Here is a 14,999-nt window from a genome sequence, read left to right on the forward strand (position 1 = left end):
CCGATTCTGGCCCTTCAAAACCTTCGCCAATTCATATGCCCAGGCCACATACTCCAACGACAATTGATGAACATCCAGTTGTTCATGGCCAAACTTCATTACCGCGAAGCATCGCGATTTACTCAGTGCCGACGAGCCTGAAATCGCCATCGCCTGTCGTTGTCGTTGTCGTTGTCGTGGTCGTGGTCGTGGTCGTGGTCGAAAATCCAAACGCTCAGTCCATCCCACAGTCCAAAGAAATCTGCCCCCAATCCCGAAATTACTTCAACCCGGGAACCGTTGTGTCTCGATTACGACAACTACAAGGATCGCGATCACGACTGTGCAATTTCTCCATAAGGAGCTGGGGATGATCCACAAGACGCACAGCTGTTTCCTACAACCGCATGGATCAATGCATGGGCCAACTGGGCTGAGTCTCTCCCTTTTGATGCCGTTCGCAACTCGCTCGGAAAAAGCGTGCATTTGTCCCGTCGCTGCCAATACGCGCTCGTATCGGTTGACCGCATTTAGGACAGCGGCCCACGAAATGCGTGTTCGTAAAGTTGGGATACATGCGGCCGTATGCGTGGCATTCCACAAAATGCACGCCCAAGTATTTTTTGGGTACGCCGGGTTCTGAAGCGCCCGGAGATGTCGGATCGCTAGCCTCAATTGCCGGAGACTCAGAGCCGTTTGCCCCAATCTGTACGTCGAGGTAATTCCCCGGGGGCGTGGGCTTAGGCCGCCCCAAGTCATTCGAATAGCCGTTTTTCACGGTATTACTGATTCACGCCCAAAATATCCTGTGCCTGGTCGGTCGTCGCTGCGCCCCCGCCTCGGCGAGCCGCAGCAGTCAAATCGTCGGTCAAACTGATGCCGCGCTGACTTTTAACAGAGGTGTCGGTCAACTCTTTTATCGGGTCCGTTGGCTTGTATTCCGAATCCAACATGCTGAAACACACCACGACGGCACGGGCGGCCTCACCCGGAACAGACTCCAATTCCTCCATGATACTCAGATAGCGCGCTTGGTTATCCGTCGGCAGATGCCACAGCGAGTAGTTGATGGCATTTAAAGAATCCTTCTGGGGGATAATCTGCGCGTCGATAGTCAACACCATCTTGAACTCACGAAGCCCCTCTTTCTCCACTTTTTGCCAAAGTTGAAGCTGGGAGGAACGCTTGTTAAAGTTCATCGCGCGCTCAACATTAATTGCATCGTCGGCAAATAGCCCAACGCGATCTAGCTCTTCACGAAAGACCCTTTCGAATACGCGCAAAAACTGTAGTGGCGTCACCTTTACCCTAGGCTCAGGGCGTTGAAGCAGTTCACTAATATTTACCGCGCTCATCAATTTCGGAGCAAAGTCTAGCTCGCCTCGGATGCGTCTACGTGATTAACCGAGGGATGTTGCCGGGCTGCAGATTTCCATGGATACGCGGATCCAGAGTCGTGCGAACATTGTCGGAAAGAGCGCCAAGATCATACTCGGCTGGATCCACGACAGCGGCGACTGCATTCGAAGACACCTGACTTTCCACCGCTCCGGTACGCCCGATCATTTCACTCACCGCATTAGAAGCACTGCGCACAGTATTCTCGTAAAGGTCGGAGGCCTCCTGCGCATCAAGAATTGGATTCATCGCATTCAAAAGCTCTTCACGTGAGACATTGTAGTCCCCAGAACTTCGACGGAAGGGCACCGGCTCGCCCTCTGAGTCTTCAGACAAAAAGAGCGATCGGTTGTTAAAAGACGCATTGCCGACCTCGGCGAGCGAGGCCTGTAGTTCAGAGAAATCGCCGGTTTGATCCTCAGACACAAGAGAGTCGATCCTCTCTAATACCTGAAAAGCCTCTTCCAGAGCGGCGCTCTGAGACTGTAGAAGAGATATTTCCTCTTGGACAGTTTGGCTTTCGAAGGCTCGGTTGGCGATATCGTACAGTCGCGCAGTGGGACTGGATTCTACGGAGGAGCTTTTAGAGGTTTTGGCGCTATCTGTAGTCTTTTCTGCAGAGGAAGCCTGAGTCGCTTTCTCTCTTTTAACAGCCTTGTCCTGCCCCTCCCTGAGATAGGACGGCGTGTTGAATCCAGATATATTTGGGCCTATTTCGAATGACATAGCTCGAGAAGGTATGAACGGAAGTTGAGTGGTATATGACCACGGCGGCTGGATACCCGCTGCTCATTCAGAAGCGGTGTCCTGGGCGTCCTTGCCCAGGGAGCACACCACGCAGCTATTCTTACACGGACTGCGTGTTTCCGAAGCCTCAATGCTTCCCATACAAATGCAGAGAAAGCAGGCGGCAGTGATTTCCAGGAATTCATTGATGACGTTGACGGTGAGACAGTAGAGAGACTGCCTCATCCTTCAAAGTCGCCACCCATTGAACCGACTGAAGTAAAAAACCCAGAATTTCACAACTATCCCATAATTTTGACCACAGATTACACGGATATTCACAGATCTTTATGAATAAGAGAGATTTACGAAAGAGATAATCGTCCGCGGAAATCTATGGGATAACGCGTATGGATACTTCGCCAATTCGCAGGGTGTTCATGTAACTTTCATCCTTCTAGAGGACAATCATAAACACCTAATAACAAAATACTTATCTGTGTATATCTGCGTAATCTGTGGTCCAGGAAAAATTCGAATTCCTATGGGATGACTGTGATTTGTGTTCGTTTCTGAATTATGCGAACGCGACGAATTTATGGAGCTGCTGAGAGTGCGGTGTATCACTGCATGACGCGGACGGTGAATGGGGAGTTTTTCTTTGAGGATCGGGAGAAAGAGGTGATGCGGAAGATGTTGTGGCAGGTTGCTGGGTTTTCTGGGGTGGAGGTGTTGGCATATGTGGTAATGTCGAATCATCTGCATGTGTTGGTGCGGGTGTGTGGTGCGGCGAAGGAGGTGTCGGATGTGGAGTTGGTGCGGCGGTATGCGTTGCTCTATCCGAAGCCGACGGATCACCAGCCAATGGATTTGGCGGTGCTGGAGGAGGCGTTGAAGACGAATTCTGATGAGGGGCAGCGGATACGTGCGGTGCTTCAGGCACGGATGGGGGATGTGTCGGAATTTATGAAGACGCTGAAGCAGCGCTTTTCGATTTGGTTTAATCGCAGTCGCGAGCGATATGGGCCGGTGTGGTGTGATCGGTTTAAGAGCACTGTTGTTGAAGATGATCCAGCGGTGCTGCGCACGGTGGCGGCTTATATTGATTTGAATCCGGTGCGTGCGAAACTGGTGGATGATCCGAAGGATTATCGTTTCTGTGGCTATGCTGAGGCCCTGGCTGGACAAGGTCAGCTGCGGACAGCTCTGTGTGCGATGACCCTTCATGATGATTTTTCCAAGGCTTTGGCGCTGTATCGCACTGTGATCTTTGCGAAAGGGGTCGGGCCGAAACGCAATGGCGAAGGGGCTGGGATAAGCGATGAGACTTTTCGTGAGGTGATGGATGCTGAGGGAGTGTTACCTTTGCCCGTGATGCTGCGTCAACGGATTCGCTATTTCACCCAGGGTGCCGTGATCGGATCTGCTCTTTTTGTCGAAGAGTATATCGCTAAATGGGCAGAACGGGTCGGTGACCGAAGGAAGCGTGAGCCCAAGCAAATCGATGCAAAGGCAATATCTGGATTAACTAGTTTTAGGCATTGTCGGGGCTGAGGTTTTTTCGCCATTCAATCAAATGAAGTCGGACTGGCAGCTCGTTTGCATGTTGGCGTCGTCTTCAATCTGACTTCAGGGGCGTTAGATTGTCGTTGAAGATCTGGTGCTCTCTTTGCTTGTCTGCCAGTTAAACTCCGCATTTTCTAGCAGCGATGAAGCTCTCCATATTGTTATTTCTCGTTCTATCTAATTTTGCTTTTGGGCTTGTCTCGTGGGAGACGACCCAGGTTACACAGAAGATTAGTCCGTTGGCGAAATCAGCTGAAGCTGTGTTTCGATTTGAAAATATTGGCGGTGAACCAGTTACTATTACCGAGATCAAGTCGAGTTGTGGCTGTACGACCGCTGCGTTGGATAAAAAGACTTACGAGCCTGGCGAGTCGGGCGAAATCGTGGCTTCACTGAATGTGGGGAATCGGCAAGGTATGCAGCGAAAGTCGATCCGGGTGAAAACTGACGACGGGGAGACAACAACGCTCATGATGCGGACTTTGATCCCCACAGTGCTAGACATAAAACCGGGCTTTGTGTTTTGGAAACAGGGAGAGGATCCGGATATGAAGTCGATTGATTTGAAGGTCGGCTCGGGAATTGATGAGGCTGTGGAGATCGTTTCTGTTACGCCAGATAATGAGGCCGTGCAGGGACAGCTCGAGGAGATCGGGCAGGGCCATTTTCGTTTGAATTTATTTACGACTTCAACCGACCGTCCCATTCGCACGCGTTTTAAAGTCTCGACTAATTATCCCAAAGAGAAGCCGCGGTCTTTTTACGTCTACGGCTATGTGAAGTGAGTATGTGGGGAGATAAGACGGATGAGTCTTAGGAAGTGGATTTTGATAGGAGTCTTGGTTTGTGGGATTGCGGGAGTGAATTTTGCACTGAATCCGCACGTGGCCCCTTGGAGTGATGATGTGCTGGGGGACAATGAGGTCAGCGCTGCTGAATTGAGTCAGGCTTTGGATGAATGGCTGATGCTGGATGCGCGGAGTGAGGGGGATTTTATTCAAGATCATATTCCTGGGGCGCTTTTATTGAATGAGGACGACTGGGAGGCATTATTGCCTGAAGTGTTCGACGCCTGGGCGCCGGGACAGCGCGTCGTTGTATATTGTGGAAGTGAGGCTTGTCAGGCGAGTGAGCAGGTAGCTGTGCGGCTGCGCGAGGAGGTGGGTTTTGATGATGTAATGGTACTCAAAGGAGGCTGGGACGCATGGTTGGAGCTCGGCGATTAGTGTTACTGCTCTTGTGCTTGGGTTTGTCCGGGCTGTTCCTCTATGCGGGTGTGCTCAAGTTATTGCGCCCGGATCAGATGTTGACGGATATCCTGAGCTATCAACTGGTGCCGTATCGGGTAGCTTGGTTTGCAGCTTTGGTCTTGCCCGCAGTGGAGATTATCACAGCGGTTGCGCTGTGGATTGGTTCACTGCGACGCGAGGCGGTGTGTATGATCTGGGTGATGATGGCTGTCTTCGTCGTGGCTCTGGCGTTGGCCTGGGGCCGGGGCCTCGACATTTCCTGTGGTTGTTTTGGAAAAAGTGAAACTGAGGCGAATTATCCGTGGCTTATCGGGCGGGATGTCCTCATCGCCTTAACTGCTGGTGGCGTTTACCTTTTGGACAGAAACAAGATCCAGGGATGAAAATATGGGACAGTGTTTATTGGCTGGGCGGTTCGCCCTGTAGTTGGCAAGAGCAGCGTAGCCGAATTAATCATCCGAGGGCCTGAGTTTTATTTCTGCAAAGGTCACCGGGACTACCCTCGCTATCTGAAGGAATATGTCATCCAGCTGATCTTGAAAGCGCCGGAGTCTTTGAAGTAGAGTTGAACTTCGATTCGGAGCGCGAAAAACACTTTTGGTGATCCGCCGATACATAACCGGGTTAAATAATCGAAAAGAGCCAATGGACTACCCAAAGGCCCTCGAAAGCAACCTGCCTGTTGGCACAGGCATAGTCGAAAGTGCGCATAGGCATGGCTTGGCTCACAGCAAACGCAGATGCCTTAATCTCAGCTAGAGTCTACCGGGCCACCTACATCGAAAGTCAAGAATGTCTCAAAGAGGCCGCATGACTCCAAGCACTTCTGGTCACCCCTTTTGTCAGGTCATCGCCCTCTTTTAGTTGACAGATCGTCTCCCTTATAACTTTTTCCTGGTCTCGTTGCTCGGGTGGTGAAATTGGCAGACACGCCAGATTTAGGATCTGGTGCCGCAAGGCGTGCGGGTTCGACCCCCGCCCCGAGTACCAAATTTCTCTTCATTCATCCCATTTTCCTCTAACCCACACTCTAGTTCCCTGGAGACCTTTCCGTTTATGATTTCGCGGATCTCTAACGTTTTACAGACCCTCTTTAACCCGTCCCTCGCTGTGTGCATGGCGTTTTTCTTGTCAGGCACCTTCGGTTTCTTGTGGGCGCAAGATCCCTCTTCATTAGCGACCAGTCAACTCCAAGAGGTGACAGTTGACCTGGTTCGAGACGGGGATCTGATCGATGCGATTCCTTTTCTTGAGGAGATCGTTTTGCGCGTAGAGGAGCTTCCCGAGAATCAACAGGATGCCCTTGAAGATACCTATTATTATCTCTCGATAGCCTACCTCCAAAGCTATGCGCGCAGCCGCAATTCGACTTGGCTAAACAAAACGGTGGAGATCACCGACAGCTATCTAAAAAAGTATCTTAACGGGCGTGAATTGCCGAATGTGTTGGCCAATCGAGCCGATGCGCTTCGCGCTCAGGCTAAGTGGTCTGAGGCGGCGGCTATTCTCAAGCGTGCACTCCGACCTCCCTCCGTAGAGTATATGAAAAGCTCGGTCCGCGTCGATGTGGTGGAGAAGCTCGCTCAAGCTTATTATATTTTAGAGGACTGGGAAATGGGTATCCCTTGGTTCAGCGAGTTGTTTACTTACAAAGACTTCCCTGAAAAGGTCGCGCTCGCAGCTGCAGCCTTGGTTGAGAGCTATATCAATGCTGGTAGATTTGAAGAGGTCTTGGAGCTAGTTCCAGTACTCGCCTCAAACTCAGACGCTCGCTACAACATCCGGCTTAATGTAAAGCTGATTGAGGGCGGCGATGCGCTTTCCAAGAACAAACGGTTCGCTGAGGCAGCGTTGATGTATTATCTGACGTTGACTCGGGCAGAGCTGATGCAGCACCACCAGGCCCAGCTCGAATCGATAAATGCACGTATTGAATTTATCGAGGAAACAGGTCTAGGCGCTGGGGGCTTAGACGAACTGAGTATGCAGCAGCGCCTGGCGCAGATCCAGGTGGAGCAATTGGAAAAGATTCCGGATTATACTCCTGACCTTGAGTGGCGAAAAGCGCGCATGTTTCAGCAGACTGGTCGAGACTTCGAGGCATTCTGGGCTTTTTATCGTCTCTATCAAAACTACCCGGAAAAAACCGATCAGCTAGAGAACTACATTTACGCAGCCTTCGTTCAGGCTGAGAAGTCAGCGCTCTACGACTACGCCATCGAGTTGGGGGAGCAATACATCCTGAATCAAGGTTTCCAGCAGTTCACAAAAGTGGTGACGTTTAAGCTGGCCGAGGTTTACAAAAAATCGGGTGAGCTGGCACGGTTTGAGAGCCTTGCGACTCGATTTATCATTGAGTACCCGAATGATGACTTCGCTGGAGCCATGGTTTATCTCATGGCCGACAGCTGGTTCCAAGCAGCCCAACTTCAGCTCGTTATTGATCGATTCACCGAATTGATCGCGAGCTTTGACTCAGCAAAAGTTTTAGACGGCCTCTATTACTGGGTGGGATTGGCCGCGATTTTCCAAGAAGACTACGAATTAGCGAAACGTTCCTTCACGCAGCTGGTGGATCAATACACCTACAGCAGTTACCTTGAAGATGCGCAATTTCGCCTGGGTGTGATAGAGTTTGCTACAGACAATTTCGAGGCGGCCAAAGTATTGTTCCGCAGTTTTGTGCGGTCGTATCCGAATAGTGTTTTGCGTGGAGAGGCCCATTTGTTCCTCGGGGACGTTCTCGCTGCAGATGCCCAGGTTTACGAGGCGGTCGAGAATTACAGCGAAGTTCCAAATTTTACCGAGGAGATGGATTTCATCGATCACGCTTATTTTCAAGCAGCAGCGCTCTGGGAGGAGAATGATCGCTTCGACGAGAAAGAGGCATTGTTGCGTGAATATGCGCTGAAATATCCTTCGAGTCCTAACCTCTCAAAAGCTATTTTTATGCTTGGCCAGTCCATGGAGGGTCAGGGCAGACCAGTGGAGGCATTAAGTGAATACGAGCAGGCAATCCGAAATTTTGGACATGTTGCTACGAGTTATGGGGTAGATCAGATCATAAGAGCCTATCCAACCCGATACTGGAGCCACAAGAACCGCTTCACTGCCACGGTGAATTTTCTCAATAGACTCTTGGACGACGACGCCTTTCGTTCGGAGATCCTAACGGATCGACGTTCTTTATTTGATTACCTGGGTGAGCACCCCGATGTGGACATTGAGGTGCGCGAGTTGGTCATGCGTGATGCTCGTTTTAGGACAGATCTAGAAGATCAGGGTGCCTATCCGGGTGAAGTTCTACAGACCTTCCAAACTAAGTTGGCCAGTTTGCCAGCAGGGACTCCTTCCGAGATATTCAATAATTTGAAAGAAGTCGCGCGGTCTGAGTCGAACCGCACACTCGAGCTGCGTATGATGATGGCCATCGATGAGCAAGGCGAGCCGATGGATCCCCTGAGGTCCTTCAAAGAAACAGATCTTGATGTGGCGTCTCCTACGTCACTCGTTTGGCTCGCTGGGAAGATCCGCGAAAGTGGTGACCTGAGTCTTGAGATCTATGCTCGGCGCGCGCTCGAAAAGGTCATTTCAGACTACCGTAATGATGAAGAAGCCTTTTTTCAGGCACTTTACGAGTTTGGGCGTATGGAAGCGGATTTCGGTAACTACGCCGCGGCCATTGGTTACTTGAGTGAGGCGCGTAATCGTTTTCCCACAAACGATCTGATCGGCGAGCTGGTCATATATTTGGGAGATGTTCATGTGCTTGCTGGCCAGTATGATGAGGCGATTGCTGGGTATGAGTCGATCCTCCGCGACCGTGAGATGCGCGGAGAACGTTGGGCAGAAGCGCAATTTAAAATTGGAATGACTTTCTTTAACCAAGGGTTGTATCGCGAGGCTCATGGCTATTTCGAGCGCGTTTTTGTCGCTTTTAGCGTTTACAAGGAATGGGCTGCGCGGGCTTATCTCAGGGATGCTGAATCCCTGATCAGTATGGGCGCGGCTGAAGATGCAGGGCGCACTTTGCGCGAGGCGATCCGCTTTGCTGGCCTTGAAAAAACGGAAGTGTTCCCTGAGCTTCAAGACCTTTACCAATCCTTGATCCAATAGTGTTCGATTTACCCCGCATTAGATGAGAATTTTACCCCAAACTATCCTGCTCGCATCTGTCTTTTTCATGGCATCCCTCTCGGGCCAGAGCAACGCGTGGGATGGCCTCATAAATCGATCAGTCGATGTGAAGTTCTGTAAGTCTGACGACATAAATTATCGAACTTTTGAGTTGGTCGATTTCCAAGAGCGCCGAGTATTGCTTCGATTTCCTGGTGATCGCAACGGAGGTATGATCGGATTCCCCCTAGTTGAGTTTCAGCAGGGATCGCTCTTCATCCGGGTCGAACCAGAGGGGAATTTGGAAGCAGGTCTGGATATCATCGCTGTGAATGGAGACATGGGTACGGTCATCCCCCTAATGCGCCCCACGGTATGGCCTCTAATAAAGTTTATGGCCTTACCTCGTAGTTCGACAAATTTCCATACCCTCGTTGAGGCTTATTTTAAGGCACTGATCGCAGAAGGGCTCGTAGATGAGGCCTTCGCCATTGTGAACGAATTTGATTTCAACCAAATCGATGTTGCGCTTTTTCGAAATGTTATGGGAGTCGTGGACCTCCTCCTTGAAAAAGGTCGCGAAGAGGACGCGGGACGCCTTTTGGCTCGTTTGCCTCTAGAAAATCCCGCACTTGGCCTCCAGGAGGTTGCCATGCAAATCGGTGACCGCCTGCGAATGGGTGGGTTTTTTGGTCAGGCCATCGGAATTTACGAGAGGATCTATACTTTGCCTGAAACGCGTTTTCGTGAAAAGTGCCTCCTTTGGATCTCCTATTGTTACATGGAAGAGGGAAATTTCGATTCCGCTAAAATTTTCTTAGGCCTCGTTGGCAACATCGATCGGCGTCTTCCCGAATATTCGCTCATGAAGCTGGTCGAATCTAAGATATACTTCGAAGAAAATCAGTTTCGTGACGCCATGACCGCTGTGAGCCAGGGCATTGTTTTCTCCCGCCTGGGCCTGGAATGGAGTGAAGAACTGATGTTTACATCGGCGAAAGCATACGAGGCGGTAGAACGGCCCTGGGTCGCGGAGAAAATTTACGAAGAGCTGATCCTTTTTTATCCGAGTTCATCTTGGAGCGATCAAGCGCGCCGCCGTTTACAGGAGCTTGAAACTCGTGATCGTAGCAACGATCCCGTTCTGGTTCCTGAAGAAAACTCAGAAGCTTAACTTTTTACCTATTCAAATTAAACGAAGTCCGTAATCCCCTAAATGAAATCCCCGAAATTCAAATACCTTAGCCTCATCATTACGCTGTTCTTGGGCAGCATGACTTACGTTGTCGCGCAAGACGCACCAGAGGCCGAGCCGATTGCTGAAGAGAATGCCGAAACCGAGATTATCGACCTACTGAAAAAGGGAGGAAATACCATGTATGTCCTTGGTTTCCTTTCAGTGGTAGGGACGGCGTTGGTGATCTATAACCTTATTGCCATACGCAGTGCTCCATTTCTTGCCACAAAGCAGGTTGAAGAAATAGGCACCATGGTGGAGAGCTTGGATATCGAAGGCGCGAAAGCATTGTGCGAGGAAAACAGTTCTCCGGTAGTCAATATCATCGGAGCAGGCTTGGAGCGAATTCAAGATGGTGAGATCGACCAAGCATCGATGGAGAAAGCCGTGAGCGACGCTTCAGTTGAGGAGCTTTCTGGGGCTTTTGTTTTCATTAACTACCTTTCGGTTATCGGCGCGATCGCTCCCATGGTCGGACTGTTGGGAACTGTCTCTGGTATGATCAAAGCGTTCCGCGCTATTTCAACGGTAGGTATGGGCGATCCGGCGGTGCTTGCTGATAATATTTCTGAGGCCTTGATCACCACCGCATCTGGGCTGATCGTCGCGATTCCAGCACTCGTCGCCTACTACTATTTTAAAAACCGCTATGGAAAGATCACTTCCTCGGTGAATCGCGTCGTCGGTGATGTGTTTTTCAAACTCAACTTGGCCGTTCGTCGCGCACACGCCTAGACATTGAGGCGCCTAGATATGGAAACTTGGCAACCTCCGCAAGAAGACGATTCACCCGATCTCACTCCGATGATCGACGTGGTGTTCCTGTTGATCGTTTTCTTTATGACGGTCGCGGTCATTATCACCTCAGATAAGGTCGAAGTAGATTTGCCGATCGCTGAGGAGGCGATCGTCCCAGAAGAAGTCAACGATCGTGCGACATTCACGATCGATGAGACAGGAAAGCTATATGCAGGGCCCGTTTTGATTGATGAGGTGCAGTTCGCGGAAATCGTTTCCGAAAGAGTCGCTGATACGCCCGATTTCAAAGTCTATCTTCGAGCAGATGCGAATACACCCCATCGGTTCGTTCGCGATGTCATGAACCTCAGTGCCGAGAACGGCGCATTTAACATCGTTTTTGGGACATTCCAGACTGCCAATTAATCTCCATGGCTAAACTACCTTCTCAGCTCACCCAAGAGGATAAGCCGGACCTGACGCCGATGATCGACGTTGTCTTCCTGCTGTTGATTTACTTCATGGTAACTGCCCAGCTTATCAAGGAAGAGACCGACCTGGGCTTTCAGCTCCCAGCCGATACGCCACCTGTAGAAAATCCTGAACACATCCCTTCCGAGCACATTGTCGACATCCTCTATGATGGGCAGCTCTTGCTGAACGGAGCTCCCAAGGACGATCCGGTCGACCCAATTATTCCCGAATTTCGTCGGACTCTACAGCGTATTGCTGCTTCAGATAAGCGGATGGGCATTGAAACGGTCATCACAATTCAAGCCGACCCCGAATCGCCGCACCAACGTTCCATCGACGTCCTCAACGCATGTGCTGAGGCCGAGTTGAAAATGGTCTCATTTGGCACAGGCAGTTAATTTAGATATATTCATCCATGGCAGATATAGTAAAAAAGCTCTTGCACACGCGAATGCGCGTGAGCGATTTAGATGGCACAGTAGATTTCTATACCAAGATTCTTGGGCTTGAAGAGGTTGATAGAAAAGAGTCCCCGCGCGGATCGAAATTGGTTTTCTTGCGGACTCCAAATTCGGATGAACTGATAGAAATCACTTACTACCCTGGAAGTGGCGAGGTGGAGGTGCAAGAAGACCTGATGCATCTGGCGTTTGAAGTCGAGAGCATGGATGCTTTTGCAAAACATTTACAGTCTCATGGCGTTTCATTTTCTGACGGCCCAACTGAGAGTAGTTCGGGCTCCACATTCGCTTTCATTGATGCACCTGAGGGCTACGAGATCGAGTTGATCGAAAGCCCGAAACAGCGATAGTCTAACACCTATTTTAGTTCTTAAAGGCACCCGACTGATTACTCCCTATGGCCAAAAAGAAGAAAAAGAAAAATGCTCAGCTGGGCGCTGCGCTGACTGTTGCGGGCATTATCCATGCCGTCGTACTGGTTGCAGTCGGCGGCTATACCGTTTACAAATACGTTCAACCGACCGAGCCGAAATTTGAAGCACCTCCTCCGATGAAGCCACTCGAGCCGAGAAAGCTTGAGTATAAGATGAAGACACAAGACCGGCAGAAGCAGTCGGCTAAACCTCGACAGAGGCGCATCGAGGTGAAATCGCTCAATAGCGTTAATCTGCCTAATATTCAGATATCCGCCCCTAACATCGGAGCGGCGGTAGACGTCGGTGTCGGAGTAGCAGATATCGGCGTGGGCTCCTTTAGTGGATCGGGCCTACGGATGGGAGTTAGCGCAGTCGACTTTTTCGGCGTCAAATCCAAGGGCGAGCGCATCGTAATCATTGTAGATATTGCCCGAAGCATGCTCGATCCGGAACGGGGGGATATTCCTGGTTTTATGCGCGTAAAACGTGAAGTAGGTGAAGTGATTCAAGGACTCAATTCAGCCACGTTGTTCAATCTCATGGTATTTGCTCGAGGCGTTGATGTGATGAGTGAGAGTTTGGTCGTTGCTACTGAGGCAAATAAGCAGCGCGCCATCGATTTTTTTAAACCCTATTGGGATGCCGACGGTGGATTTATCACAGGGCAGCGAGGCGTTTATCTGCGTAATTATTATCCCGACCTTGGCGACGTGCCTGTGCTTGGAGCGGCTGAAAAAAATGTGAGAGTCGGTGGAGGGTCCAGGATGGATCTGGCTCTTTTGGCTTCATTTGAGCAAAAAGCAGACGCGGTTTTTATGATAACGGATGGAACGCCATCGATTACCCGAGATTTGATGGGAAATGAAATCCGGGATTACGAGAAGGCTCTTGCTGAGTTTGAAAAAGGCAAAGCGAAGTTTTCTGATAAGGAGATTGAAAAGTATGAAAAGGAACTTGCCGAATGGTACAAGAAGGACAAAAAATTTCGTAAAAGACAGAAGGAGGAGCGTGCAACGAAGGGCTTAGGTGAAGTGATCTCGGGTGGTGGAAGCCGAGCAAAAGGTCTTCCAAAGCCGCCCTGGGGCAACGGTCCAAAGGCCTGGAAGAGAATCGAGGGGGACGATTTCTTCGTCAATTGGATGGAAGAGCGTGCTGAAGCTATTTACGGCGGACGGAGTAAACGACCGACTCTCAACATTATTGGTTACTCGGTAGATGAAGATGTGGAGCGCTTTCTAAAGTCGTTGCAGCGTCCTTTCCCGAGCAGTGTCTATCGTACTATCGGTGATCCAAAAAAGGGGAATGACGACGTTTAGAGGGGCTTTCTTCAGGACGCGTTGGAACAGGGGCCTAGGTGGCTGATATTAAACTCAGATTCCCTGGTAGAGTTATGGCGACTTAGCTGGCTTGACTTGAACTTTGGCCTGCCCGTGGCAACCGCTTTCGAGATCACACTAGAGGACATAAGTCCGCCCCCAATTCTAGTTACATCCTGTCAGACTAAGACATAGATTTATCTTTGTATGCCGGATCATGTGCTCTAGATGTGGACTGTATGATTCGGCTTTTGCTTATATGCTTCGTTCTTTTCTCAGGAGCGCTTGCCGCCTTCGGGCAGGATTTGTTTCCAAGTCAACCCTTACAAGTGGCGGTAACTCAATCTCCTCCATTTTCTTTCCAGGATGATTCGGGTGCATGGACGGGTGTCTCTGTCAGCCTCTGGGAAGCGATCGCTGAGAGTGCGGGTGTCGAATATAATTATATTGAGGTCTCTCTGGAGGAAATGCTTACGGGTCTGGATAGCGGAGAGATTGACTTGGCTACGGCTGCTCTATCTGTGACTGCTGAGCGCGAAGAAATAATTGATTTCTCTCACGCATTTTTCCGTTCCGGAGTTTCCGTAGCAGCGCCGGTGAAAAGCTCGTTATGGGCTTCTGTGGCCCAGCAGGTTTTTTCCATGCAAGCACTGCGCGCTGTAGGTTCGCTTTCTTTGGTTCTATCTCTGGTGGGTTTGGCAATGTGGCTGGTAGAGCGGAGTCGTAATGCTGAGCAGTTTGGCGGGCCATGGTGGCAGGGATTAGGAAACGGCTTTTGGTGGTCGGCAGTCACGATGACTACCGTAGGCTACGGCGATAAGGCTCCCACCACACTACTGGGAAGGCTTGTTGGTCTTGTTTGGATGTTTGCCTCGATCATTCTCATTTCTGGCTTCACTGCAGCCATAGCGACGGCATTTACGATTAGCTCGCTGACTACATCAATTACCTCATTTGATGATTTGTATGGCAAAAAGATCGGTGTAGTCATTGGTAGTCTGGCAGAGAGTTATGTGCGTGAGCGCGGCTTTTCGACAGTTGGTTTTATTGGTACCGAGGAAGGCTTATCCGCAATTGTCACTGAGAGTATTGATGCTTTCGTAAACGACGATGCGGTGCTCAAACACTTCATCCAAGAACACTATGCTGGACAGCTCACTACTATCGATGAAACTAGGAATGATGCATTCATTGCTTTTGGCTTCCCACAGGATGCTGAGTGGCAGGAGCAGGTAAACCTTGGGCTGTTGAAAGTCACCCAATCTGAGGAGTGGCTTAACATTCGTCGCCGCTTTCTGGGTGCGCACGAGGACTGAGAGTAT

Annotated in this window: 15 protein-coding genes and 1 tRNA gene; 13 read left to right on the forward strand and 3 right to left on the reverse strand. The window is 50.3% G+C overall.

What is annotated here, in order from left to right; all coding sequences use genetic code 11:
- Positions 1-391: 391 nt before the first annotated feature.
- The 3 genes from HRU10_03655 to HRU10_03665 are packed head-to-tail and all read right to left on the reverse strand — an operon-like array spanning position 392 to position 2,103.
- Positions 392-757, reverse strand: a complete 366-nt coding sequence (locus HRU10_03655; protein NRA26328.1) for a hypothetical protein — start codon at positions 755-757, stop codon at positions 392-394.
- Positions 758-761: 4 nt separating this feature from the next.
- On the reverse strand, positions 762-1,334 hold the full coding sequence (locus HRU10_03660) for a hypothetical protein (GenBank protein ID NRA26329.1): 573 nt from the start codon (positions 1,332-1,334) through the stop codon (positions 762-764).
- A 37-nt stretch (positions 1,335-1,371) separates the two neighbouring features.
- Positions 1,372-2,103 (reverse strand): hypothetical protein, encoded by a 732-nt coding sequence (locus HRU10_03665; GenBank protein ID NRA26330.1) that lies wholly within the window; start codon positions 2,101-2,103, stop codon positions 1,372-1,374.
- Between the two features lie 579 nt (positions 2,104-2,682).
- On the opposite strand from HRU10_03665, the gene HRU10_03670 reads away from it, so the two are divergent.
- The 13 genes from HRU10_03670 (at position 2,683) to HRU10_03730 (ending at position 14,993) form a co-directional block, all read left to right on the forward strand.
- Positions 2,683-3,657: a transposase gene (locus tag HRU10_03670; protein NRA26331.1), complete on the forward strand. Its 975-nt coding sequence runs from the start codon at positions 2,683-2,685 to the stop codon at positions 3,655-3,657.
- Positions 3,658-3,812: 155 nt separating this feature from the next.
- The gene (locus HRU10_03675) at positions 3,813-4,454 is read left to right on the forward strand and encodes a DUF1573 domain-containing protein (GenBank protein ID NRA26332.1); all 642 of its coding nucleotides are present in this window, start codon (positions 3,813-3,815) and stop codon (positions 4,452-4,454) included.
- A 21-nt stretch (positions 4,455-4,475) separates the two neighbouring features.
- Positions 4,476-4,895: a rhodanese-like domain-containing protein gene (locus HRU10_03680; GenBank protein ID NRA26333.1), complete on the forward strand. Its 420-nt coding sequence runs from the start codon at positions 4,476-4,478 to the stop codon at positions 4,893-4,895.
- Positions 4,895-5,302, forward strand: coding sequence for a DoxX family membrane protein (locus HRU10_03685; GenBank protein NRA26334.1), 408 nt, complete (start codon positions 4,895-4,897; stop codon positions 5,300-5,302). Before HRU10_03680 ends, HRU10_03685 begins: the two co-directional genes overlap by 1 nt.
- Positions 5,303-5,824: 522 nt before the next feature.
- A tRNA-Leu gene (locus HRU10_03690) sits at positions 5,825-5,909 on the forward strand.
- Between the two features lie 66 nt (positions 5,910-5,975).
- Positions 5,976-9,035: a tetratricopeptide repeat protein gene (locus tag HRU10_03695; GenBank protein ID NRA26335.1), complete on the forward strand. Its 3,060-nt coding sequence runs from the start codon at positions 5,976-5,978 to the stop codon at positions 9,033-9,035.
- A gap of 67 nt (positions 9,036-9,102) precedes the next feature.
- Positions 9,103-10,209, forward strand: a complete 1,107-nt coding sequence (locus tag HRU10_03700; protein NRA26336.1) for a tetratricopeptide repeat protein — start codon at positions 9,103-9,105, stop codon at positions 10,207-10,209.
- Positions 10,210-10,251: 42 nt separating this feature from the next.
- Positions 10,252-11,007 carry a MotA/TolQ/ExbB proton channel family protein gene (locus HRU10_03705; GenBank protein NRA26337.1) on the forward strand — a complete coding sequence of 252 codons (756 nt, stop codon included), beginning with the start codon at positions 10,252-10,254 and terminating at the stop codon, positions 11,005-11,007.
- An 18-nt stretch (positions 11,008-11,025) separates the two neighbouring features.
- Positions 11,026-11,436 carry a biopolymer transporter ExbD gene (locus tag HRU10_03710; GenBank protein ID NRA26338.1) on the forward strand — a complete coding sequence of 137 codons (411 nt, stop codon included), beginning with the start codon at positions 11,026-11,028 and terminating at the stop codon, positions 11,434-11,436.
- Between the two features lie 5 nt (positions 11,437-11,441).
- On the forward strand, positions 11,442-11,882 hold the full coding sequence (locus HRU10_03715) for a biopolymer transporter ExbD (protein NRA26339.1): 441 nt from the start codon (positions 11,442-11,444) through the stop codon (positions 11,880-11,882).
- 17 nt (positions 11,883-11,899) lie between these two features.
- Positions 11,900-12,295, forward strand: a complete 396-nt coding sequence (locus tag HRU10_03720) for a VOC family protein (protein ID NRA26340.1) — start codon at positions 11,900-11,902, stop codon at positions 12,293-12,295.
- A gap of 47 nt (positions 12,296-12,342) precedes the next feature.
- Positions 12,343-13,677 carry a hypothetical protein gene (locus HRU10_03725; protein NRA26341.1) on the forward strand — a complete coding sequence of 445 codons (1,335 nt, stop codon included), beginning with the start codon at positions 12,343-12,345 and terminating at the stop codon, positions 13,675-13,677.
- Positions 13,678-13,916: 239 nt separating this feature from the next.
- Entirely contained in the window at positions 13,917-14,993 is a 1,077-nt protein-coding gene (locus tag HRU10_03730) for a transporter substrate-binding domain-containing protein (GenBank protein ID NRA26342.1), read from the forward strand.
- Positions 14,994-14,999 lie beyond the last annotated feature (6 nt).

It is taken from the genome of Opitutales bacterium (assembly GCA_013215165.1).
Lineage (GTDB): Bacteria > Verrucomicrobiota > Verrucomicrobiia > Opitutales > JABSRG01 > JABSRG01.